At 52.2% G+C, this 22624-nt stretch carries 21 protein-coding genes and 1 tRNA gene; 10 read left to right on the top strand and 12 right to left on the bottom strand.

Features of this window, described 5'->3' with window-relative positions; all coding sequences use genetic code 11:
- Positions 1–25: 25 nt before the first annotated feature.
- The 3 genes from ileS to NTZ04_06130 form a co-directional block, all read right to left on the bottom strand.
- Complete coding sequence (gene ileS / locus NTZ04_06140; GenBank protein ID MCX5991891.1) at positions 26–3109, bottom strand: isoleucine--tRNA ligase; 3084 nt, start codon at positions 3107–3109, stop codon at positions 26–28.
- Positions 3110–3202: 93 nt separating this feature from the next.
- Positions 3203–3988: an enoyl-CoA hydratase/isomerase family protein gene (locus tag NTZ04_06135; GenBank protein MCX5991890.1), complete on the bottom strand. Its 786-nt coding sequence runs from the start codon at positions 3986–3988 to the stop codon at positions 3203–3205.
- A gap of 43 nt (positions 3989–4031) precedes the next feature.
- Positions 4032–4817, bottom strand: a complete 786-nt coding sequence (locus NTZ04_06130) for an enoyl-CoA hydratase/isomerase family protein (protein ID MCX5991889.1) — start codon at positions 4815–4817, stop codon at positions 4032–4034.
- A gap of 197 nt (positions 4818–5014) precedes the next feature.
- On the opposite strand from NTZ04_06130, the gene NTZ04_06125 reads away from it, so the two are divergent.
- Positions 5015–5089: transfer RNA gene (locus NTZ04_06125), tRNA-Lys, on the top strand.
- Positions 5090–5752: 663 nt separating this feature from the next.
- Here NTZ04_06125 and NTZ04_06120 read toward each other — a convergent pair.
- Positions 5753–6580 (bottom strand): site-specific DNA-methyltransferase, encoded by an 828-nt coding sequence (locus NTZ04_06120; GenBank protein ID MCX5991888.1) that lies wholly within the window; start codon positions 6578–6580, stop codon positions 5753–5755.
- A 314-nt stretch (positions 6581–6894) separates the two neighbouring features.
- Here NTZ04_06120 and NTZ04_06115 point away from each other — a divergent pair, with 314 nt between their 5' ends.
- The 4 genes from NTZ04_06115 to NTZ04_06100 are packed head-to-tail and all read left to right on the top strand — an operon-like array spanning position 6895 to position 11232.
- Entirely contained in the window at positions 6895–8304 is a 1410-nt protein-coding gene (locus NTZ04_06115) for a hypothetical protein (GenBank protein MCX5991887.1), read from the top strand.
- A 13-nt stretch (positions 8305–8317) separates the two neighbouring features.
- Positions 8318–10216 carry a DEAD/DEAH box helicase gene (locus tag NTZ04_06110; protein ID MCX5991886.1) on the top strand — a complete coding sequence of 633 codons (1899 nt, stop codon included), beginning with the start codon at positions 8318–8320 and terminating at the stop codon, positions 10214–10216.
- Entirely contained in the window at positions 10216–10497 is a 282-nt protein-coding gene (locus NTZ04_06105; protein ID MCX5991885.1) for a hypothetical protein, read from the top strand. The genes NTZ04_06110 and NTZ04_06105 overlap by 1 nt, the downstream gene beginning before the upstream one ends.
- Before the next feature lie 24 nt (positions 10498–10521).
- Positions 10522–11232 carry a DUF3883 domain-containing protein gene (locus tag NTZ04_06100; GenBank protein MCX5991884.1) on the top strand — a complete coding sequence of 237 codons (711 nt, stop codon included), beginning with the start codon at positions 10522–10524 and terminating at the stop codon, positions 11230–11232.
- Between the two features lie 290 nt (positions 11233–11522).
- Here NTZ04_06100 and NTZ04_06095 read toward each other — a convergent pair whose 3' ends face one another.
- The 3 genes from NTZ04_06095 to NTZ04_06085 form a co-directional block, all read right to left on the bottom strand.
- On the bottom strand, positions 11523–12083 hold the full coding sequence (locus tag NTZ04_06095) for a hypothetical protein (GenBank protein ID MCX5991883.1): 561 nt from the start codon (positions 12081–12083) through the stop codon (positions 11523–11525).
- On the bottom strand, positions 12080–12682 hold the full coding sequence (locus NTZ04_06090) for a ComF family protein (GenBank protein ID MCX5991882.1): 603 nt from the start codon (positions 12680–12682) through the stop codon (positions 12080–12082). Before NTZ04_06090 ends, NTZ04_06095 begins: the two co-directional genes overlap by 4 nt.
- 241 nt (positions 12683–12923) lie before the next feature.
- On the bottom strand, positions 12924–13397 hold the full coding sequence (locus NTZ04_06085; GenBank protein ID MCX5991881.1) for a hypothetical protein: 474 nt from the start codon (positions 13395–13397) through the stop codon (positions 12924–12926).
- Positions 13398–13593: 196 nt separating this feature from the next.
- Here NTZ04_06085 and NTZ04_06080 point away from each other — a divergent pair, with 196 nt between their 5' ends.
- Positions 13594–14529: an NAD(P)-dependent oxidoreductase gene (locus NTZ04_06080; protein ID MCX5991880.1), complete on the top strand. Its 936-nt coding sequence runs from the start codon at positions 13594–13596 to the stop codon at positions 14527–14529.
- Between the two features lie 26 nt (positions 14530–14555).
- Here NTZ04_06080 and NTZ04_06075 read toward each other — a convergent pair whose 3' ends face one another.
- A complete protein-coding gene (locus NTZ04_06075) occupies positions 14556–15182 on the bottom strand; it encodes a YiiX/YebB-like N1pC/P60 family cysteine hydrolase (GenBank protein ID MCX5991879.1) in 627 nt (208 codons plus the stop codon).
- Between the two features lie 202 nt (positions 15183–15384).
- Here NTZ04_06075 and NTZ04_06070 point away from each other — a divergent pair, with 202 nt between their 5' ends.
- Positions 15385–16689, top strand: a complete 1305-nt coding sequence (locus NTZ04_06070; GenBank protein MCX5991878.1) for a B12-binding domain-containing radical SAM protein — start codon at positions 15385–15387, stop codon at positions 16687–16689.
- Between the two features lie 114 nt (positions 16690–16803).
- Here the strand turns inward: NTZ04_06070 and NTZ04_06065 are convergent, their stop codons facing one another.
- The 3 genes from NTZ04_06065 to NTZ04_06055 are packed head-to-tail and all read right to left on the bottom strand — an operon-like array spanning position 16804 to position 19579.
- Positions 16804–17895, bottom strand: a complete 1092-nt coding sequence (locus NTZ04_06065; protein ID MCX5991877.1) for a 6-phosphofructokinase — start codon at positions 17893–17895, stop codon at positions 16804–16806.
- A gap of 19 nt (positions 17896–17914) precedes the next feature.
- Entirely contained in the window at positions 17915–18655 is a 741-nt protein-coding gene (locus NTZ04_06060; protein ID MCX5991876.1) for an ABC transporter permease, read from the bottom strand.
- Positions 18656–18670: 15 nt separating this feature from the next.
- Complete coding sequence (locus tag NTZ04_06055; protein ID MCX5991875.1) at positions 18671–19579, bottom strand: ABC transporter ATP-binding protein; 909 nt, start codon at positions 19577–19579, stop codon at positions 18671–18673.
- A gap of 136 nt (positions 19580–19715) precedes the next feature.
- Between NTZ04_06055 and NTZ04_06050 the strand changes: the two genes are divergently transcribed.
- On the top strand, positions 19716–20189 hold the full coding sequence (locus NTZ04_06050; GenBank protein ID MCX5991874.1) for an N-acetyltransferase: 474 nt from the start codon (positions 19716–19718) through the stop codon (positions 20187–20189).
- Between the two features lie 69 nt (positions 20190–20258).
- Here the strand turns inward: NTZ04_06050 and NTZ04_06045 are convergent, their stop codons facing one another.
- Entirely contained in the window at positions 20259–21086 is an 828-nt protein-coding gene (locus NTZ04_06045; GenBank protein MCX5991873.1) for an enoyl-CoA hydratase-related protein, read from the bottom strand.
- Positions 21087–21369: 283 nt separating this feature from the next.
- On the opposite strand from NTZ04_06045, the gene NTZ04_06040 reads away from it, so the two are divergent.
- A complete protein-coding gene (locus NTZ04_06040; GenBank protein MCX5991872.1) occupies positions 21370–21552 on the top strand; it encodes a hypothetical protein in 183 nt (60 codons plus the stop codon).
- Between the two features lie 468 nt (positions 21553–22020).
- Positions 22021–22476: a transcriptional repressor gene (locus NTZ04_06035; protein MCX5991871.1), complete on the top strand. Its 456-nt coding sequence runs from the start codon at positions 22021–22023 to the stop codon at positions 22474–22476.
- Positions 22477–22624 lie beyond the last annotated feature (148 nt).

Genomic DNA, 22624 nt, shown 5'->3' with positions numbered 1-22624 from the left:
CTTCTGCAAATCGAAAGTTGTTTGCTCAGTTTGGCCTGGGCGGCGTTCCGACTACCCTTTTCACGCCCAGCGTGATGGTGTGGCTATCGATGCGGTGGCTTTCGGTGTGAGAGCCTTCTGCCGGCGCAGCGCAGATCAGTTGGTTGGAGAGCGTCTCCTGTTTGATATACGAGGAGAGGTTCTCAATGGCTTTCTGAAGAGGCGGCTCTGCCTGGTAGTAGGTGATGATGTAGTCGGCAATTTCGAAGCCAGCAGTGCGGCGCATGGTCTGCAGCCGATGCACTATCTCCCGGGCTATCCCCTCATCGATGAGCTCAGGGGGAATATCGGTGGTCACCCCGACTGTATAGCCTCCTTCTTCGACCAGGCAGTAGCCCGGCTGGCCGGTGAGGTCGCTTTCCTGCTCTACGAATTCCAGTCCCTTGACATTGAGCTCTTCCAGCACCTGGGAAGCAAGGCCTTCCAGGCTTTGTCTTTCGCCCTTTGATCTGGTCTTGATGACCACCATGGCTATGGGCTGACGTACCTTGATGCCAGCTTTACTCCGGGCAGCCCGTCCCAGGCTGCAGATCTTCATGGCCAGGCGGGTATCAGTGGAAAGCTTGCCATCGACCCTGGACAGGTCGGCTGCGGGGAAGTCACACAGGTGCACGCTCTCCGGCGCTCCGGGGTCAACCGATCTCACCAGATTCTGGTAGAGCTCCTCGGCAATGAAGGGTGTGAGCGGTGCCAGAAGCTTGGACAGGGTGACCAGGCATTGATAGAGGGCGAAATAAGCCGCCAGCTTTTCAGCGTCGTTCTCGCTCTTCCAGAAACGCCGCCGGCTTCTCCTGACATACCAGTTGGAGAGGTAGTCGACGAACTCCTCGATTCTTCTCCCCGCTTCGGTGGGATCATAGTTATCGAATGCTTTATCCACCTGGTCGACGAGCTGGTTGAGCTCGGAGACGATCCATCTGTCCAGGTCGGAACCGGATGAGGGTGGGGCGGCTGCAGTTGGGTCGAAGCTGTCGATATTGGCATAGATGACAAAGAAGGAGTAGGTGTTCCATAGAGTAGAGAGGAATTTCCGCATGGCTTCGGTAACCAGCTCGGCGGAAAACCGCTTCACATTGCCCGGCGGGGTGCAGGTGAACATGTACCAGCGCAGGGCATCTGCCCCCTGGTTATTGATGATCTTCCACGGGTCAACCACGTTTCCCTTGGTCTTGCTCATCTTCTCGCCTTTGGCGTCAAGGATATGCCCCAGGCAGATGGCATTCTTGAAGCAAGGTTTGTCTTTCAGCAGGATGGATAAAGCGTGGAGGGTATAGAACCAGCCCCTCGTCTGGTCGATGGCCTCGCAGATGTAGTCGGCAGGAAAGTGGCTCTCGAACTCCTCTACGTTCTCGAAGGGATAGTGGAACTGGGCATACGGCATGGCTCCCGAGTCAAACCAGGCATCGAGGACTTCGGGCAGCCGCCTCATGGTGCCCCCGCACTGGCGGCAGCGGAAGGTGATCCCGTCCACGTGGGGACGGTGCAGGTCGAGGGGCTCGGCCAGCCCTTCCAGGCCTGGCTGGTTTTTCAAGGCCTCGATGCTGCCGATACATTCGAGGTGATCTGCGTGCTGCTCGCAGCGCCAGATAGGCAGCGGGGTTCCCCAGTATCTTTCGCGGGAGAAGGCCCAGTCGACATTGTTCTCCAGCCAGTCGCCAAAGCGGCCTTCCTTGATATATTCGGGGTACCAGTTGATGTCGCGGTTGCCCTGGATGAGCTTGTCCTTCAGGGCCGTCGTTTTGATATACCATGATGGCTTGGTGTAGTAGAGGAGTGGGGTATCGCAGCGCCAGCAGAAGGGATAGGTGTGCACCACGGTGGTCCGGTGATGCAGGAGGCCGCGCTGTTCCAGGTCCTCCATGATCATGGGGTCGGCTTTCTTGACGAATTTGCCATCCCAGGCCTTGTTGTTGGGAATCATTTTGCCGTCCAGATCGACGCTCTGCACCATAGGCAATCTACGGGACTTGCCCAGGTCGAAGTCCTCTTCTCCGAAGGCAGGGGCAATGTGCACAATGCCAGTGCCATCGGTGACGGAGACGAAGTCAGCGGCGACGACGCGGCTGTGTGCCGGCAGTTTCTCACCGGGGGCCACAAACTCGGCCTTGGGCTCATAGAGGCGGTCGTAGAAAAGCCCGTCCAGGTCCCTGCCGGCGAACTCCTCCAGTATCTCCCAGCTCCCGGTGCCCAAAGCCGGGTCAAGGAGAGCCCTGGCAAGGACAAGCCTTTCTGTGGTTCCCTGCTGGTTTCGAGCCTTGACCAGAACATAGGTCTCATCCGGGGCTGCCGCCAGGGCGACGTTGCCTGTCAGTGTCCAGGGTGTGGTGGTCCAGGCCAGTACGCAGGGTGCTTCCCCGGCCCACTTGCCTTTCTGAAAGTCCCACCCCAGTTTTTGCAGGGCATTCATGGCATCGTTGTTTTGTGCGTCACTGCTCAGCCGAAAGCGGATAAAGATTGATGGGTCTTCAGCATCCTTGTAGCCCAGGGCTACCTCGTGGGAACTGAGGGAGGTGCCGCAGCGGGGGCAGTGGGGCGTTACCCGGTAGCCCTGGTAGACCAGGCCCTTGTCCCAGAGCGTCTTTATGATCCACCAGAGGGACTCAACGTAGGTGTTGTCAAAGGTGATGTAGGGATGTTTCACGTCCAGCCAGAAGCCTATTCGCTCGGTGAGTTCCTCCCAGCGCTTGAGGTAGCGCAGGACGCTTTCACGGCAGCGAACGTTGAACTTATCGATCCCGAACTGCTCGATCTGGGCCTTATTGTTGAAGCGCAGTTCCTTCTCTATCTCCAGCTCGACAGGCAGGCCGTGGGTATCCCAGCCTGCCTTGCGGAAGGTGCGGAATCCCTTCATTGTCTTGTAGCGGGGGATGACGTCCTTGTAGATGCGGGAGAGGACATGATGAATGCCCGGGTTGCCGTTGACAGTAGGAGGCCCATCGTAGAGGGTAAACTGCGGGCCGTCCTTATGGAGCTCGGCGCTCTTTTCAAAGATGCCGTTTTGCTTCCAGAAATCCAGGATGTGCTCCTCCACCTTGGGGAAGCTCACCTTACTGCCAACCGGTTTGAACATATATTCCTCTCTCAGCCGATATCATAAGTCCCCTTCCCTGGTTGGGGAAAGGGACTTAATGAACTCAATCAGCCGGAATTGTAGCTGTCAATGTCATTTTCCAGGGAAGTTAGGTTTTCTCTTCTCCATGAAGGCGGAGATACCTTCCTTGGAGTCCTGCGTCTGGAAGTGGGCCATGGAAGCGGCCTTCTCCAGTTCCACGCCGGTATACAGATCAACCTGCATACCGCGGTTGACGGAGTATTTGATGAATTTCGAGGCCATCGGGCTTCTTTCCTTCAGCTTGTTGGCCACCTCCATGACGGTGGCTTCAAGCTTATCGGCGGGGACGGCCTTGTTTACCAGCCCCCATTTCTCAGCTTCCTTGGCGCTGAGCCAGTCGCCGGTGAACAGAAGCTCCTTGGCTTTTCTCAATGGAATCAGCCGGGGCAACCGCTGTGATCCGCCGCCGGTGGGGATGAGGCCGAAGTTGGCGTGCTGGTCGCCGATTCTGGCGTCCTCGGAGGCGTAGGCCAGGTCGCAGGCCTCCATCACTTCGATGCCGCCGGCCAGACAAAGGCCGTTGACCATGGCGATGACCACCTTGGCCATGTGTTCAATGAGGTAGGTAGTCGCATCGAACATGCGGCCGTAGGCCACTATTTCCGCCGGTTTATCGGCGACGCTGGCGATGTGTTTCAGGTCTGCGCCTGAAGAGAAGGCTCTGCCGGTGCCGGTCAGGATGATCACCCTCACTTCGGGGTCAGTGTCCAGCGCCCGCAACGCGTGCTGCATCTGCGTATGGGTGTCCGGATGCAGGGAATTCAGCGCGTCCGGACGGTTTATGATGATCTTGCCTATGCCGTCCTTTTTCTCAACGATGATATGCGTATACTCCATTAATTGCCCTCCTCGTCTGTTCTTGTCGCTCTCTTGCCAAGCCTTATTTCCCCGGGAAGTTGGGCTTTCGCTTCTCCATGAAGGCAGAGATGCCTTCCCTGGAGTCCTGCGTCTGGAAGTGGGCCATCGAAGCCGCTTTTTCGATTTCCAGGCCGGTATACAGATCGACCTGCATGCCCCGGTTCACGGAGTATTTGATCCATTTCGAGGCCATGGGGCTTCGCGCCAGCATCTTGTTCACCACCTCATTGACCGTCTCCAGCAGTTTATCAGCCGGCACTGCCTTATTTATCAGTCCCAAATCCTCTGCCGTTTTGGCTGTGAGCCATTCACCGGTAAACAGAAGCTCCTTGGCCTTCCTCAACGGGATGAGGCGGGGCAGCCTCTGTGATCCGCCGCCGCTGGGTATGAGACCGTAGGTAGCGTGCTGGTCTCCCAGCGAGATGTCTTCAGCAGCGTAAGCCAGGTCACAGGCTTCCATCAGTTCAATGCCGCCGGCGTAACACAGACCGTTCACCATGGCAATCACTACTTTGGTCATGTGCTCAATAATATAGAACGTATCATGAAACTGCTGGCCATAGGCCGCTATGGTAATGGGATCGCCCTTATGAGAGCTTATCCACTTCAGGTCTCCGCCGGCACAGAAGGCCCTGCCGGCACCGGTGATGACTACCACACGTGCCTCGGGGTCCTTGTCAATTTCGAGTAAGGCGTGCTGCAATTGCCTGTGGGTATCAGGTGCCAGGGCATTCAGCGCCTTCGGCCGGTTCAAGGTGATCCAGACTGCCCCATTCTTCTTTTCGACGATGAGGTCGGTATACTCCATGAACTATCCTCCTTCAGTATCCCTGCTTGACTGTGATCCGGAGATGATGCGGGTTTCACTCAGACTAAATGAGAATTTTACGTGCTACACGCTGCCACTGTCAAACTTCGTGAGCGAGACTGTCCCCCATCTTTAGTTGCCCCCAAGACTGGGGGGGCAGACAATTCCCTGAGGAATACGGTAGAATAGATAGCTGTGGGCCGCTAGCTCAGGGGTAGAGCACCTGACTTTTAATCAGGGCGTCGGGGGTCCGAATCCCCCGCGGCTCACCATCTACTATCCCATTTGACCTCGAGTGTAGTGTCATCGAAATACCTATACAATATGTCATTCCGTGCTTGACATGGAATCCATTGTATATTCCTTCTGGATTCTATTGTTAAGTCTTTTCTGAAAAACTACACTAGCTCCGAGGACAATGGCATTTCGTGTTATTCTGAGGTACTGGGCGGGACGAAGGGTCTGTATCTTTTAATCAGGGCGTCGGGGGTTCGAGTCTTGTATGGTGGGCTTCACCGTACAATACGCAGAACCTTTGAACTGGCTTTCAGCTTATCAGCCTAGCACTGGTTCGAATCACCTATGATGGAGGTGAGGTCACGATAGGAAGAACCCACAGCTTTGCCTTTAGTCTGGTGTAGTCACAACCCTGATTAAGGCTTGCACTGACACTGGGTCAGTTTCCCAGGGGGCACGTCAAACGTCCATTAGGACAACGCAAGGTTATATGGGATGATATCCCTCTTCCCCTCTAGCCAATTGGAGAATGTTGCTGGGAGAGAAGTAAATCGGATAGGCGGCTCAATAAAACGACTAGTGAGTCGTGACGGCATCATGAAGACATACCCACTACCTCGCAGAAGAAACCCAGGGTCACCAGTACTTGGAATGAGCTTGCGGGGGGTCAATGAGTGCTGGATGCAAAGGCGTTCTCACTACCGTTGGCCCCCGTTCTTTGCCTTTTCGGTTGCCTTGACCGCTAGGGCATAGTAGCTTTGCATATATTCGATTCCAACGTAGTGTCTTCGCAGGTTGATGCAGGCCATTGCAGTCGTCCCTGATCCGATGAATGGATCAAGAACTAACTCTCCTTCGCGAGTGAAAAGCTTGATAAACCAAGTCGGCAGAGTCGCGGGAAACGACGCACTATGTCCTCTGTTGGAGCACTCAGTGGCAAGATGGAGCACATTTGTTGGGTATACGTTATCCCTGCCCAGCCAATTGGACACATTCTTGCCAAAACCGCTGCCAACACGTGATTCGTCTCTGATACGATCTACATTGGTTAACCGCGGCAATCGCTTCTCAGCCCAGCTCCCTATAGGTACCATCACAGCTTCTTGGTGCATTTTGAAACGCTTCTGCTTGGTGAAATGCAGACAACGCTCCCAGGCATCCCTGAATCTATTGGGCCATCGACCAGGATAGCAGTTCTTCTTGTGCCAGATATACTCTTCAGTCCAAAGCCAATCTTGGCCTTTCATGGCCAGGATTAACTCCAGCACGTATGTTTGACGTTCCCCATTGACTGCGCGCTCTTTGATGTTCAAGACGAATGAGCCATCAGGCTTGAGAACGCGCTTAAGCTCCAACGATATTGGAACAAACCATTCGACATAGCGAGTCATGGCAACTCCTTGGTAAGTTGACCTTCGATTGTGAGCGTAAGGCGGGGATGTGAAGATCAGGTCAAAGGAAGCATCAGGAAGCGTCCTAAGTATTTCGAGGCAGTCACCTTGATAGATCTTGTCAAGTTCGAGCATAGCGGCCCCTGCTTATCTCTGCCCATAGTCTATCATTTTCGGCCAATGAGGCAAAGGATTCTCTATTGAGTAGCCTGGCGCTGGACAGACGATACTGCTCAGCTACCGGACATTGACTCATTGGTATCGCCCATGCTATGTTCTTGAGAGAACATCAACCCTTGGCTTGGGTGTAACGAGTGTTCAATTGGTGTGGCCAAAGATAATCCTGAATTGCACTACGCAGCTGAAGACACCGGCCGTCAATCACTGCAGGATGGACCGAGTCGGTTCTACGAACCCATTAGCCACCACGAAGAATACGGGAGGAATCCATGAACAAGCTAACCATGCCCATTCCCAGAGAAATAATCACTGATTTCGCGGCAGAAATTCAGGCAAAGAAAAGGCAAGGTCCGAAGCCCGCAAAGGATGTGATTGACTTCAGAACGGACCGTAGAGACGGAAAGGAGCGAGATATCTACTACGTGCCGATTGACCTACTTCGCTACAGGAAGGACAACGGGCGAATCTCGTCGGATGTTTTGAATTATCAAAAGGCACACGGATTGCTCGTCGAAACGAGTGCCACAGCTCAGCATTTGATTGAGGGTTTTCTCAAGGAGAAAGACAAAGAAAAGACGGAGGAATTGCTCAGCTCGATGGAATACGAGGGCCAGAGAGAAGCGGCTATCATAACCTCCGATGGGTTTCTTATAAATGGCAATCGGAGATTGATGGCTCTCAAGATCCTTCGCAAGAAGCATCCAGCAGATCCGAGATTCCAGGACATGAGAGTGGTCATACTTCCTGGTAAGGATGCAGAGGGTGAAGGTGGACCACCTACCCTGTTGGAGATCGAGCAGATCGAGAACCGCTACCAGCTCCAGAGCGAAGCGAAGGCCGAGTACTATGCATTCGACAGAGCCCTTTCAATGCGTCGGAAGATTGCCTTCGGGATGTCACTAGAGCAACAACTGAGGGATGACCCGATCTATGCAGGTTTGAACGACAAGAAGTTCAGGGAGGAAGTCCAGAAAGTTGAAAAGGAGTACCTCAAACCACTGGAGTGTGTTGACCGATACTTGGAGCAACTTGGCAGAAATGGACTATACAGCACCGTATCTACAGGCCTGGGTGATCCGGAAGGCCGTTGGCAGGCATTCTTAGACTACTACACTTTTGTCTATCAGAAACTCGAGGATGACAAGAAACGTGTGAAGCTAGGTGTTGCCGAAGACGAGGTTGGCAAGGTTGAAGTCGCTGCCTTCAAGATCATACGCAGAAGGGAATTGCCGGACCTGCCTAAGCTCCACAAGATCATGAGAGATCTGCCAAAGATGCTGGCAAATGAGGATGCAAAGAGGGAGATCCTCAAGCTAGCAGATGTTGAGTTGGATTTGACAAAAGAGGAGAGGTTCGACGAGAACGGCAAAGAATACGATGAACGCAGAATAGACAAGATATGGGGAGCCAAACATGTTGCTAGGATAACAAAACACGTCAAGAAAGCGCAGAAGTGCTACCAACACACGAAAGGCCAGGAGACTCCACTGACTCTCCTTCAAGCAGCTCTTGGCAAGCTCAATCACGAGGACATGGATCCAGAAGCTCTAGCAACAAATGACCTGGACAGGGCTCGAAAACTTGTTGTGGAAATCCGACAGCGCGCCATTGATCTCGAAAAAGAATTGTACCAGTGCCAGAAGGTGGTCAAGCAACTGGATCACAAACCAAAGAGCTAGGTTGTGTTGACAGATGATAGTGGTAGATCTCAAAGACGGCGTCCTGAGTCTACATGCAGTTCAGGCAAAGCTCAAGCCCAACCAGATCAGCCAGATACGCTTCTGGGGATTCACAAACGTCTCCATAACCGACACCTATACACTATCTTCTGATCAGATCGACACGGTGCTGCTGAAAGTCCTAAGATACTTTGACAAAGAAGGAGTCTCCCAGTCTCTGACTCCGTCCTGCGCGGATTACCTGTCAAAGGTAACCTCGGCCATTGATACTTGGCAAGCAATAAGAGCCTCAGGAAGACGCTACAAAGAGGGCACTTTTGACCAAGCGTTGTTCGATGAGTTTGCATCGTTTGTCAACAACTTCATCTGCAGAAAACTGAAGAGTCATCAGCTGAAAGCAGCATTCCACCTCTATCTTGTCCGCAACGGGGCCAACTTCTCTGTACCAGGGAGTGGCAAGACCTCGGTGGTTCTGACTGTATACGAGAGACTCAGAATGCAGTCCGAAGTCAACATGCTGTATGTGGTGGGCCCTCCCGCATGCTTTGGGCCTTGGAGAAGCGAGTTCTCTCTCACACTCGGCCGCAAGCCGGATACCAGGATCCTTGCGGGAGGTGAACAACGGCAGAGGCTGGGCGAATATTACCGCCCTGCTTCCCAAAAGGGGGAACTGTATCTCACAACTTATCAGACTCTACTCAATGATCACAACGAAGTTGCAGCGTTTCTGGACCAGAACGGAGTCAATGCATTCTTGGTGGTAGACGAGGCTCACTATATGAAGCAGCTGGGTGGCGAGTGGGCAGATGCAGTACTGAGTATATCCAAACATGCAAAGTTCAGGTGTGTTCTCACGGGCACGCCGATTCCCAGAAGCTACATGGATGTCTTTAACATGTTTGACTTTCTGTGGCCAGACCACACACCTCTGGACCAAGAGGCAAAGCAACGAATACAGATCTACGAGCGAAACGATGATATGCAATCTGCAAGGCAGTTGTTGACTAGTAACATCGGTCCATTCTCGTATCGCGTAAGGAAGTCTGACCTGGGTCTCATGCCCCCGAAATTTCACGAGCCTCTTCTGTTATCTATGAACATACTTGAGCGGAAGGTCTATGACGCCATAGAAACCAAGATAAGGCGCTACTCAAAGGCGGACTATCTCAAGAACATAGACGTGATTGACAGACTGCGGCGGGGAAGGGTCACCCGACTGAGGCAATGTGTGTCATATCCAAAGCTCCTCTCGTTTGCTTTGGAGGAGTACTCAGAGAGTCTCATTGACGATGAGCCAGATTTAAGTACGATCATTCGCGACTATGATGCTTTGGAAACGCCTGCCAAGCTTTCCTGTCTAACTCAGTTGGTGCGGGAATTGCAGAGTCAGAAGCAGAAAGTGGTAATCTGGGCTCACTTCATAGGCACGCTCAAGCTGTTGGTCACGCATCTCACCGAAGCTGGCTTCTACTGCAAACTAATCTATGGTGCGACACCGACGGAACAGACATCGATTCATGAAGAACAGACAAGGGAGACAATTCGTGCTGAATTCTTGGATACCGACAGTGGGCTGGACATTCTGGTTGCGAATCCGGCCGCTTGTGCCGAGTCAATTTCGCTGCACACAACATGTTTCCATGCCGTGTATTATGATCTCAGCTACAACTGTGCTCAGTATCTACAGTCCTTGGACAGAATACACCGTGTCGGTGGCTCCGAGCACAGACAAGCCAATTATCACTTCCTGCGGTATAGCAACACAATTGAGCAAGACATAGCAGACAACTTGGAGAGAAAGGCCAAGAGGATGTATTCTCTGATCGATGATGACTATGCCATATACTCTATGGATATGTTTGCCGGGGATGATGAACTACAGGCATACAAACGGCTATTTGGCGGGCAGTGATGTTTAGATTCGACAAGGTTGCCACGAAGCAGATACTGGACCTATGTGAGGCCATTATGGACTCGTCGTTCATGGAGATGGAGTTCATAAGGGCGAAGTACATCAGGCAGTCGCCGAACTTCTCAGAGACACTCGAGTTCCTGCGCGAGTTGAACCTGATTGCGCTGAAGCACAACGAGATAGTACCAATAGGAGACTATGAAGCGCTCCTGGCTCACTTGAGGCAGTCGCAGAGGCGCGAAGAAGTTGTAAGGACTTTCATGCGGACACATCTTCTTTGACGGGAGTCTGGCCTTCACGACTATGTGCGCGAGTTTCTGGCCCATTTCCAGCTTAGAGATGGCCGATACGAATTCACCCCGACCAGTTCTCAGAATCTTGAATACAGTGGTTTGAGGAACCTGCTCATTGATCTTGACTTCCTCTACGCAGACCCCGTTGAAGTGAGATATGCGGTGGACTATGATGCTTTTCAGGAGTACCTCGAGGCTCACTCTACCCGCGGACTGTCGTTGGCTCAGTTCCAGTCCGTACAGAACCGCAGGGAGGAAATCGGGAGAGCAGCAGAACTGCAAGTTATTGAGTATGAAAAACAAAGACTATCTCAATTCCCAGACCTAGCGTCTCGAATTGAGCATATCGCCCTGAAGGATGTGAGCGCTGGCTATGACATAATGAGCTTCAACTGGAAGTGCGCTGATTCTGCTACTGCTACGCCAAGGCTGATTGAGGTAAAAGCAGTTTCGCCTTCTAGGTACAGCTTCATGTGGACCCGAAATGAAATGAGGAAATCCATGCTTGATGGGGAGAAGTACTATCTGTATCTCTTGCCAGTCAAAGGCAAGAATACATTCGATCAGGAAGGTCTCAGGATAATCCAGGATCCATATACCAATCTGTACATGAATGACAAGGAATGGAGTCGCACCATAGAGCTGCTCTCTTTTGTGCCGGCCGGTGGTGCTGACACTTGTACTTGGTGCCATGACAAGCACCATTCGGCAAAGGAGAATTGACAAAACGCTGAATTCAGTTTCACTGGAGAATTCTAAGGTATTCAAACGTGTGGAGGACTTGACTATCAGACCTGTCACCGTCTTGTGCGGGGCAAACAGCTGCGGCTGCGAATCTTATGACGAAGTCAGGGAGAATGTCAAGCTAATGATGTGCGGGATATCGTCCTCTTTTGGTTGAAAAGAGTTAAAGCGAGAGATCAAATTGATGGAATTGTCAACAAAAACCAAATGGGACCGACTAGCTTGCCAATCCATGAGACCGTTGGGGTTGATCAAAGGGCTAGAAGCTGTCAACGGGTCAGATTTAATTGATGCTGAGTCGTTCTCTTCTTCGGCGTTTGCGACATGCCTGTCCTGTTCCCAAACAAGTCAAGCTGCTCTTCATCACATTTGGCCAAAAGACCTTCGACATCAGCAGGGGTGGTCAAAGTCAAGAACGTCCGCTTAGGCGAAACATATACCAACGTTTTCTTGTCCCTTTCCAACAGGCGAACGATGTTCAGAAGAGTCCCTCGGCTCTTGCCGTCCCATAGCATGAATCCGTAGTCCGCCTCTTTTACCATTTCGAGATCCTTGGCGGAGTAGAAGTCAATGCCTTTGATACTAGCGGAGACTTCAACGCGCCTTGTCTCCCATTGGCCAAGATTGTTCCTACACCCATTGGCCATGCAGAACACCATGACGTTATTGTAGTGCTTGTCAGTGAGGTACCTCTGGACGGATTTGTCGGCTCCGTTTGCATCTCCCACAAGGATCATGTACCGCTTGTGAATAATACTGTTCAGCTTTGTCCTGACACGAGGGCTCAAAGTCGATAGTCTTCTCGATCCGCCTATAAACACCTTTGTCATCTAATGCTCCTCGTCTTTGTTAGAGCGAGAACATATACCATCTTGGCATTCCCCGTCTCTCGAAGGACTCGAGAAGCCTCATTCATGGTGGCTCCAGATCTGTAGAGATCGTCTAAGAGCAACAGGGATTTTCCTTGCACTAGTGACCTTTCAGCTCTAAAAGCATCCTTGAGCAGTTCTGTCCTTTCATGGTAGTCATAGACATTCTTGAGCTGGGGAGTCTCTTTGATTTTCACTAGTGCATCTTGCGAGATGGGGACCCCTGTCCGAGAACTGACTCCTCTTGCCAACTTCATCACAGGCTGGCTGAGCCTGGAGATGTTGGAGGGAGGCATCGGAATAATCAAATCCAATGACGCGACGATCTGCCAGCTTTTCGTCAGGTATTCTACAACAGTTTGCAATATGTCATCCAGAGCTGACTCGTCAGCCCTGGATTTCAGTCTAAAGAGCAATTCCCCTAGTTCACTCCGCTTTGTGTCGAATCTCTCGTGCCCAAACTCGTCATAGCCAAGAAAAGTGCTGCTGAGAGTGTGGACATCCAGGACGAAGCCTTCAGTCCAATTGCCACTGATCCTCTGAGGGTTTATCTTCGCCATTGACTATACCCTCGAATTCCATTTAGTGATCGAGTTGAGTTGCTCAAAGGTGATGAACACAGAACCTTGGTGGAACCTCCTCCAGTTCGTTGAATAGCATAGCACATGTTGCGTCTTTCTTCACTACCGCCAGTGTCCTCAGTTGCTTCCCGAAACGCATCCAGTGCTACACGCGTGATATGACTATTGTGTCTGAAACGCCGAAGTGCTCATAACTGCCTCAAATGACGTGGCTCTGAGGCTAGTCAGAAACATCGGCCTTAATGCTGGTCTGAAATCCGAATTTCAATGGCCGTGCATGTCGAGTGTAGCGAACGACAAGTTCGGCCTGCATGGCAGTATCCGTTGGCGGCCTGTCGTCCTCGGGTTCAAACATCGCAGATTCGAAGAGAAGATGGTCGCAATTATCCAATTGTTTGCCCGCGTCTATCTCCCTGCCTTTCAGTGAAAATGGCATGTTGCTGGTTCTAATGTCTATCATCTTCACGTCATCCAGCCTCACGTGCTTACTATCGCCGGTTCCGATCTTCCATTCGAGGGTAGTCCAGGCATCGGTAATCACAGTCAAGGCGGTTCCCTCGTTGTATATTTCCGGCGTGAACTGCATTTTCACAAGCCACTTGCCGTCCTTGAACTTGATCAGTTGACATGCGTCCACCCTGATGTTCTTTCCCATCAACCTTGACCTGGAGTGCAGCTTAGATAGAATGTCCATTACTTTGACCTGCCTACAATAGTTATACCACTTCTTAGGTTATGGTTGCCCAAAATGGAGCTGCGAATTCGCTCCCTGGCGGTTGGCCTGCCCCTCGCCGGAGAGTATATAATGTACACCCATGAAAGGAATGTTGCCTGGATATGGGAGGGGCGCTTGCATCCGAGAGTCGAGTAGATAATGGAGGAATGAAGAGATGAAGGCGCTTCGAAATGAGAAGATCTTGTTCGCTGGGCTAACAGGGCAGATCGGCTTTCCCCTGGCTTCATATCTGGCGAAGAATAATCAGGTTTGGGGGCTCGCACGCTTCAGGGACGAGACCAAGCGGCAACAGTTGGAGGCAATGGGAGTCACCACGCGTGCCTTGGACCTGGCAGCCCCGGATTTTCACGGACTGCCGGATGACTTTACCTACGTGATTCACTTTGCCGTTTATCAGGAAAGCGCCCCGGACTTCGATCAGGCCCTGCGCGTTAATGCCGAGGGAACCGGCCTTCTGATGAGCCATTGCCGCAGGGCACGCGGCGTCCTCGTAATGTCGAGTTGCGCAGTCTATGAGCTGCCGAAAGATCCTCACCACCCGGTCAAAGAGACCGACCCTCTCGGCGGGGATAAATCGATGCATTGTCCCACGTATGCCATATCGAAGACGGCGCAGGAAGCGGTAGCGAGATCGACGGCGCGTCAACTGGGTCTCCCCACCACCATCGCGCGGATGAACGTGTACTACGGGGTATACGGAGGGCTGCCCCCCTGGCAATTCGAGTGGATGCTCGCCGGTATGCCGGTGCCGGTCCAGCCGAATCGTGCTTCGATCTGCAGTCCTATTCACCAGGATGACATCAATAACCAGGTTGGCGGATTGCTTGCCGCAGCGAGCGTGCCCGCCACCATCGTTAATTGGGGAGGGGACGATGCCGTGGATGTGCAGACCTATTGCACTTACATGGCAGAGATCGCAGGACTGAAACCCGAGTTTCAGCCCGCCGCCGATGACCCGCTGGCTGCCAAAGTAATAGTGAGCGACAATACCCGCCGCAGGGAGCTGGCCGGGGATTGCCAGGTGAAATGGCGGGAGGGGATGCGTAAGATGATTGCAGCACGCCATCCCGAAATTAAACTCAAGGCCTAGTCGGTCGATAGCTGAGGCCTTTGCGCTTAGATTGGCCCGAGCTTCGGGCTGTAGTAGATATCGTCAGGAAACAGGAATAGCCCGTCATTGCTGTCGAGATCTATCCCTGCCGCCAGGTAGGCCCTCCATATCACCTCTGCACAGTGTAGATTCTCCTCGTTGACCTTAAGCGGTACGGTAGCAGTGGCTGTGAAGTCAAACGGCTTGCCTACCTGGGCCATTGCATAGTCGATAGCCTTCTGGATTATCTCCTCACGACCAGGGATATCCTTGAGCCTTCTGACAGTGATATCCACGGGCTGGTCTCGCTCAAGGAATACCGGCAGGGGCGTGTAGTAAACCCCAAGATTATAGGTGGCTTCTATCACTCCCGCGTAGGGTTGCTCCCCTACATAGAGCGCCAGGTGGTCCCAGTATCCGGGCTGACTCCACCCCTTGTAGATATCAACGAAGAGGATGTCACCTGGCTGAAGCATCTCTTCCTGCACTGCCACTGCAGGGAGAGAGGTATTTCTCACAACGACGATGGATACGACCGCTGTCAGAAGTAAGATGACTATGACAGCTCTTGGGACAAAGTGGACAAAGTGGACAAAGTGGACAAATTTACCGGATGGACTCAAGATGCCTCGCAGAACTCTAAGATAGGACATGTATGATGGCTTGCTGTCGGACAGCACCCTTGATGATTTTCATGCGAATTCCCCCCCGAAATACTGCTCCCTGGCATGCTTCTTGTCAAGATGGCGCTCATGCCCCCCCTCAAATGGCCCACCTCGTTGTTCAGTGGGACATGATAAAATTCAACTGTAATGCCCTCCCAAAGTATGGGGAGCAAGGAAAGGTAGCCGAACAGTGGCAGTACCTCGAATGTTACTCATCAATCCGTGGATATATGATTTTGCGGCCTTCGATTTTTGGGCCAAACCGCTGGGACTTCTGTATATCGCCGGAAGTCTAAGGGAGAAAGGGGTAGAGGTAACTCTCATTGACTGCCTGGACATAAGCAAGGGAAAGAAGTATGGAACAGGTCACTTTGCAAAGCAGGAGATCCCGAAGCCGGAGGCTCTTAAGGGTATACCGAGAAGGTACAGCCGTTATGGAATCTCTGAGCAGGCTTTTCTGCAAGATCTAGGATCTTCTCCCAAACCGGATGTGGTTCTTGTTACTGCGATTATGACCTATTGGTACCCTGGGGCATTCCGCGTCATCGAAATTGTGCGTGAGCACCTTCCGGATACGCCGATTATTCTCGGGGGAATCTATGCTACCTTATGCCACGATCATGCAAGGAGGTTTTCTGGTGCTGATCATGTTTATCGGGGGAAGGTCGGGAGGGATTTCTTTCAACTGGTAGCTCGCTACGTACCCATAGTTGTCCAGGAAAGCGAAGATCCTGTAATGGATTGCCACCCTGCTATTGATCTGGCAGCCAATCCCGGATATGGCATCCTCGCAACATCTGAAGGCTGCCCTTTTGATTGTAGCTACTGCGCTTCCAGTGTACTTAGCCCTTGTTTCAGACAGAAGAGCTATGGAGGTTGCTTTGAGGAACTCCTTTGGATGCACAGGACCATGGGCCTGAAAGATATAGCTTTCTATGATGATGCACTGCTTGTCTGTACCCAGTCTCATTTTATCCCTCTTATGGAAAAGATTGGCCAGAGTGGCCTGGATATTCAATTCCATGTTCCCAATGGGCTCCATACAAGGGGGATTACTTCAGAGGTAGCTAAGGTGCTTAAGAATTCCGGGTTCAAGACAATAAGGTTAGGGCTGGAAACTGTCGAATCAGTTAGCGAGCGGGTGATAGACCGTAAGACATCTTATGAAGAACTTTTACAGGCCATTTCAGCTCTGGGGAATGCCGGTTTTCGGAGTTCTGAAATAGGTGTCTATTTGCTTTCAGGGCTTCCTGGACAGACCAGGGAAGAAGTTGAAGAGTCCATGAGAAAGGTTAAGGAAGCTGGAGCCAGGCCTTACCTGTCTGAGTTCTCACCCGTCCCTGGAACGAGAATATGGGAGACGGCCCGAAAAGCCTCGCCCTATCCTATAGAAGGAGAGCCTCTGTTTCAAAATCCCACCTTATCTCCTTGTGCTCCGGAAGGGTTCACAGTCGAGAGATTTCATTGGAGAAGGTCGATATTGCGAAACAAATGAGGCTCGGCCACTTGCCTCCATTGCCCCTGGTTTCAGACCTCGGACAGACCTGAAGGTCTGTCCCTACTGGCTGCTTAAACTACATATTTTTCAGGCGCAACAATGGGAAGATCATCAGTTGCCAAAGCAGGTACCCACGGCACGGGCAGCCTGTATGAGCGGGTCATCCAATGGAACTGTTCTTGGCCCCGTGGCTACGTCCTCCAGGGGAACTTTGACGAGAGAGTTACCTTTGACTCCGACCATATACCCGAATTGCTTATTCTTTATCATGTCGACTGCTTTGGTGCCCAGCCTTGTTGCCAATACTCTATCGAAGGGTGTTGGAGAGCCTCCCCTCAGGAGATGCCCCATCACCACGGTGCGAGTCTCAATCCCTGTTCTCCCCTCAATCTGGGCCCCGAGAACGAAACCTATGCCACCGAGGCGGATCGGGTCTGAGCTTTCTTTCACTATTCTCTGTATGACTATATCTCCGCCTTTCGGTTTGGCTCCTTCGGCAACTACCGCTATGCTGAATCGCTTCCCTCTCTTGCTTCTTTCCTTTACCTTCTCGGCTACGACGTCAATATCATAGGGAATTTCTGGAAGCAGTATGATATCTCCTCCTCCCGCTATGCCTGAATGGAGGGCGATCCATCCGGCATTGCGCCCCATGACTTCGACGATCATAACCCGGTGGTGCGATTGTGCAGTGGTATGGACTCTGTCAATGCCCTCTGTGGCAATGTACACGGCGGAATCAAAGCCGAAGGCAATGTCGGTGCCTCTTAGATCGTTATCAATTGTCTTGGGTATCCCGACGATAGGGATTCCGTCTCTCGAGAGTCTATGCGCTATGTCTAATGTGCCGTCCCCTCCGATGCATACGAGGCAATCGATATTGAGCTTCTCCACGTTCTTGAGGGTGGTTTCCGACATATTCTCGAAGGTCAATTGATTGCCCTTTATTACAGGATATCTATAGGGATTGGCTGTATTCGAGGTACCAAGTATTGTTCCACCTGACGTAAGTATTCCTGAGACATCGTCATAGTCCAGTTTTCTATATTGATTGTTTATTATCCCTTCGTAGCCGTCTTTGATGCCAATGACCTCTATACCATATTCGAGGATGGCTTTCTTGGTAGTGGCCCGGATGACGGCATTTATGCCCGGGCAGTCCCCTCCTCCTGTAAGAATAGCAATCCTTTTTACCTTTCCCATAAGCGGGCCTCCATTCTTCTTACTCCCAGCGGAAGAAGCGGACTGAGAGCAATGACGCCACTACCATAATACCAGTAACAATCAGGAAGTAAGGCATATTCCAGCCGAAGCCAAGCCAGGGATCTTGTAGGAGCCCGACGACATAGCGTAGTGGTGTGGCATCTCCGACCCACTGCATGGCTTTGGTCATCATCTCTGGAGGCGGCCCGCACCCTGAAAGAAGCATCATCACAATGAACAGAATCAGGCCCAGCCCTTGTGCTGCCCGTGTGGTTGGCAGTATAGCCCCCAGCAGGATACCCAGAGCGGAAAACATCAGGATACTGGGGACGAAAGCCGCGATAACAAGAGCAGGTGACTCTGGAAGTCTGACATCATAAACGAGCAATGCCACAATGGTGAGAAGGACACCGCCAAGTATGGCGATCATAAAGCTGACGATCATCTGGGAGCCGAAGATGCTCCAGAGGGGGATGGGGGAAGCGCGGAGCCGGCGCAGCACTCCCCGCTCACGGTAGCCGGTGAGATGCACCGGCAGTCCAATAACACCGATGGAGGCGATGACCAGACCAATGTAGGCCGGCGTGTAGAAGTCCATGGGTCTGACGCCTCGCCATGCGGTACCCTCTAAATCCGGAGTGTTTGTGAAAATTCCGCCCAAAACGAAGAGAAAGACGAGTGGGAGGATGAAGGTGAAGACCATAGTGATGGGTTCACGCACGAAAAGCTTGATCTCCACCCAGGTTAGTCTCAACAGCATGCGCACAGGTTTGCCTCAGCTTTTGATGGCTTGCCCCGTAATATTCAGGAATACATCCTCCAGCGTGGGCTGTTCGATCCGGAGGTCGGTTGGTACGATGCCATGTTCAACGAGCGAAGTGGCCACCAGGGCCAGTACCGGGCCACTGCCTTCGACTTCAACCCGTGGTCCATGTCGGGTCACTTTACGTACCTGGGGTATCTGCTCCAGCCAGGATAGATCGGCATGGTCGGTACTGAATATGACTCGTACCTGGCTGGCGTAGGTGGCGATAAGTCCCTGGGGTGTATCGAGGGCAGCGATCCGCCCGTGATCTACAACCGCCAATCGGTCGCAGAGCCGTTCTGCCTCATCCATGAAGTGGGTGACCAGGACAACAGTGGTACCCCGATCACGGATGGCGCGAATAAGGTCCCAGGCTACCCGGCGGGCGGCTGGGTCCAGTCCGGCAGTCATCTCGTCGAGGAACACAACCTCGGGATTATTCACCAGGGCAAGGGCAATAAAAAGTCGCTGGCGCTGACCTCCAGACAGGCTGGAGAATGAGGCGTTGCGTTTATCCGCCAGTCCCCATTGTTCCATGAGAGTGGGCCATGTTGATCTGCCAGGGGTGAAGGAGGCAAAAAGGTCAAGCGCCTCCCAGACTTTTATACGGTCAGGGAGTGCTGACTCCTGGAGTTGAGAGCCGATCCGCTGCCGCAGGGCTTGTGCTTCTGACTGTGAATCAAGCCCGAGCACCCGGAGGTGGCCTGCGTCGGCCCGCCGCATACCCTGGAGGCATTCCACAGTTGTGGTCTTCCCTGCGCCGTTTGGGCCGAGGAGACCGAAGATTTCCCCTTCAATCACATTGAATGAGATATCATCTACCGCAATAATTGGCCCGTAGGTCTTCCTGAGGTGTTCAACCTCAATGACTGCTTTCATCAGGCGCTTCCCATTTCCAATACTTGATCAGATCATCTTCAACCGATGCCGTCACCAGGATCGCCCGGAAAGCAACTATCCCCCAAGAAGGCTCTTGTATGATATGATATTGACAAAGTTAATTGGAGAGTGACAAATGGAGCCGATTCAGGGATTAAGGATTCGCGAGATGACAGATATAGATATGGCGGCTATGATCGAGATAGACAAGAAGATCACCGGTAAGGACAGGATGTCTAGCTGGCCACAAAAAGTCAGCAGTCACTTTAAGACCTACTATCCTCCTCTGTCCTTTGTGGCTGAGGTAGAGGGCCGGGTGGTCGGCTTCATATTAGGTGTTGTCATGGGAGCTGAATATTCGCTGCCCCTGAGCGGGTGGATTAATATCATCGGCGTCGATCCGGGTTATCAGGGGAAGGGTATAGGCAAGATGCTGGCGAAGTCCTTCACCGAAGCGTGCCACAAAAGGGGAATCAAAGCGCGGCTCATGGTTCGACAGAGTGACGAGCGCCTCAAGAAGATGCTTCTGTCACTTGGATTTGAGCAGGGAGAACTGGTGGATTTTGTTAAAGGCTTTCCGGTGCACAAAGCAGGTTCTAAAGAAGAATAACGGCGGACTCTGCCCATGTTGAGACTGACGCCAGTTTTCCCTTGACTCTCCTAGAGATGCGCTCAGGCGCTAGGCGTCACGGTAGATGGGCGGGCGCTTTTCAAAAAAGACGGCCTTTGTTGCCTCCTGAGCATCCTCGGTAAAACCGCAGAGCAGATTGCTGCGACCTTCCAACTCTGTGGCTGCGGCCAGGCTTGAAGCATCGATATTGATGTTAAGTAATTCCTTTGTCAGTCTTAGAGCGAAGGGAGTGGCATTGAGCATCTCCCTGGCCAGTTCCTCGGCGGTCTGGTCCAGTTGTTCGTCGGCCACCACTCGGGATACGAAGCCTATTCGCTCGGCAGTGGCAGCATCCATCATGCGGCCGGTATAGAGATATTCGGCCGCTCGCGACAGGCCAATGAGGCGAGGCAGGAAATATGTGGAGCCCAGGTCACCACCGGAGTATCCAATGCGGATGTTATTGGCGTTGAAGCGGGCTGATTGGCCGGCTAAGCGGATGTCGCAGGCCATGGTGAGGCTGAAGCCGCCTCCAGCGGCTGGGCCGCGGATTGCGCCTATGAGCGGCTGGGGCGCACGGCGCATCTGAATGACTATTTCACTGACGGATCTTTGCAGAATGTGGCCATGGGTGGCCAGGCCAGGAGGCCCTTTCCCATCCTGGGCCCCTTTGCCCGTGCTCTCGGCCAGTTCCTTGACGTCGAACCCGGCGCAAAAGGCCCGTCCTGCACCCCGCACCACAACCACACGGGCCTCCAGGTGCTCATCCAGACTGCCAAAGAAGTGCCTCAGTTCCTGGACCATTTCGATTGACAGTGCATTGAGACGCTGGGGTCGATTGAGAGTGAGCCAACCGATATGATCGCGACACTCGAATTGCAGGGTTTTATATTCCATGACATCCTCCTTCAACAAGGTAAAGGCAATGCTAGCATCTGCTTAGTGCACAGGTCAATTGGCATAGTCCTGAGGCTGAAGCGAGCAGTTTTTTGCTTTTGGGGGAGTGGCGGAGTTGTTCGTTGGTCACGACTGAGCGCACGGGGTAGAACTCTGTTCTAGAACGCAAACACTTCCTAAGCAGTCACAGCGGTCATATCATAGAACTGGAAGAATGGCAGAAAAGGGGAATACGGGAAATAAACAAGAGCGTGTAGTACGCTAATGAAGCTTGATAAGGAGAATGATGCCGATCTACTGCTGTAATCATTGTGGTATTAGTTCCGAGACTACTCTTGAGGTATTTCTTCACATCTTCACCGATCATCTGCATAAAGACATAGGTGTGGGAAAACAGGAAGTCCAGGGCTTACTCAAGAAAACGTATCTGTACCAGGTGACTTCCTATGCCTTCTCGCTTAACTAGTGCCTGGTGGCACAAGTCAGCGTAACAATCGAGATTCTTCGCTGCGCTCAGAATGACACCTAAGAGCGGTGGCTGTCGTCCTTCCGCAGAAGGATGACCTGACACAGTGGGAGACATGTCACCATGACATTTATGCGGTTTGTCACCCTGAGCGAAGGCGAACGGTCTCCCCTCACAAAGCGAATGACGCCTATTTTCGCAACTGGGCACTAGCCGTCAGGTCGGGGACCTGACAGTCACCATTTTTCTGCAACTAAGCACTAGTTTCGGACAGCGGACAGAGTCTCTACAGGCTACGGGCTCGCCAAGTTCCGTGAGTGCCAGGTCCCCGGAAGCTGTCTCCTAAGTCCACAATGTTGTCAGTACCTGCAGCCCTATTCAAGTATATATGCTAACTACGTGCTAATGTGACTTAGATCATAGACCCCGGCCTGCCTGCGGGTTAACATTCAGTGAGAACTTTGAGGCTTGACAAGATTTTGGGATAAGTATATCCTGATAACAGTTACTATTATTAAAGAGATACTTGGCGGGTTATATTTAATGAACCGAAAATCCAAACAGAGGGAAGCGATAATGCGGGTGCTGAAAGGGACAAAGTCTCACCCCACTGCTGATTGGGTTTATGCCCAGGTGAAGAAGGATATCCCTAATATAAGCCTGGGGACAGTATATCGTAACCTTAAGCTTATGAAAGATGAGGGACAGATACTGGAACTGGATTTTGCAGGTGCGTTAGCAAGGTTCGATGGCAATGCTGAAAATCATTATCATTTCAGGTGTGATCAATGTGGTCGCGTTTTTGATGTTGAGGAACCGATTGATAAGGCTATTGACGAGAGGGTGGCCCGTAAGACGGGGTTCAATGTGGTATATCATCGGCTGGAGTTTTGCGGCCTTTGTAGTGATTGCCAGGGGAGATAGTGCTATATAGGAGGTTGAACCAAATGGACGCTGCGATCAAAGAATTAAAGAAGAATGTAGTTATCAAGGCGGTGAAGGGACTCTACCGGGGGCAGGAGAGGATAGACATGGACGCGGGGTACCGGGCGGAGGTCAAGGTCTGCCTGGA

This window comes from Chloroflexota bacterium, from assembly GCA_026389585.1.
In the GTDB taxonomy this organism is placed as follows: domain Bacteria; phylum Chloroflexota; class Dehalococcoidia; order UBA2247; family RBG-13-53-26; genus JAPLHP01.
This window is presented reverse-complemented; position numbering and strand designations above follow the sequence as displayed.

Coding starts and splice junctions, on each gene's coding strand:
- NTZ04_06080 (MCX5991880.1), top strand. CDS start 13,594: ATGAAGGCGCTTCGAAATGAGAAGATCTTGTTCGCTGGGCTAACAGGG.
- NTZ04_06095 (MCX5991883.1), bottom strand. CDS start 12,083: ATGACAAAGGTGTTTATAGGCGGATCGAGAAGACTATCGACTTTGAGC.
- NTZ04_06075 (MCX5991879.1), bottom strand. CDS start 15,182: ATGTCCTATCTTAGAGTTCTGCGAGGCATCTTGAGTCCATCCGGTAAA.
- NTZ04_06110 (MCX5991886.1), top strand. CDS start 8,318: ATGATAGTGGTAGATCTCAAAGACGGCGTCCTGAGTCTACATGCAGTT.
- NTZ04_06115 (MCX5991887.1), top strand. CDS start 6,895: ATGAACAAGCTAACCATGCCCATTCCCAGAGAAATAATCACTGATTTC.
- NTZ04_06130 (MCX5991889.1), bottom strand. CDS start 4,817: ATGGAGTATACCGACCTCATCGTCGAAAAGAAGAATGGGGCAGTCTGG.
- ileS (MCX5991891.1), bottom strand. CDS start 3,109: ATGTTCAAACCGGTTGGCAGTAAGGTGAGCTTCCCCAAGGTGGAGGAG.
- NTZ04_06090 (MCX5991882.1), bottom strand. CDS start 12,682: ATGGCGAAGATAAACCCTCAGAGGATCAGTGGCAATTGGACTGAAGGC.
- NTZ04_06135 (MCX5991890.1), bottom strand. CDS start 3,988: ATGGAGTATACGCATATCATCGTTGAGAAAAAGGACGGCATAGGCAAG.
- NTZ04_06055 (MCX5991875.1), bottom strand. CDS start 19,579: ATGAAAGCAGTCATTGAGGTTGAACACCTCAGGAAGACCTACGGGCCA.
- NTZ04_06120 (MCX5991888.1), bottom strand. CDS start 6,580: ATGCTCGAACTTGACAAGATCTATCAAGGTGACTGCCTCGAAATACTT.
- NTZ04_06065 (MCX5991877.1), bottom strand. CDS start 17,895: ATGGGAAAGGTAAAAAGGATTGCTATTCTTACAGGAGGAGGGGACTGC.
- NTZ04_06105 (MCX5991885.1), top strand. CDS start 10,216: ATGTTTAGATTCGACAAGGTTGCCACGAAGCAGATACTGGACCTATGT.
- NTZ04_06085 (MCX5991881.1), bottom strand. CDS start 13,397: ATGGACATTCTATCTAAGCTGCACTCCAGGTCAAGGTTGATGGGAAAG.
- NTZ04_06050 (MCX5991874.1), top strand. CDS start 19,716: ATGGAGCCGATTCAGGGATTAAGGATTCGCGAGATGACAGATATAGAT.
- NTZ04_06040 (MCX5991872.1), top strand. CDS start 21,370: ATGATGCCGATCTACTGCTGTAATCATTGTGGTATTAGTTCCGAGACT.
- NTZ04_06045 (MCX5991873.1), bottom strand. CDS start 21,086: ATGGAATATAAAACCCTGCAATTCGAGTGTCGCGATCATATCGGTTGG.
- NTZ04_06060 (MCX5991876.1), bottom strand. CDS start 18,655: ATGCTGTTGAGACTAACCTGGGTGGAGATCAAGCTTTTCGTGCGTGAA.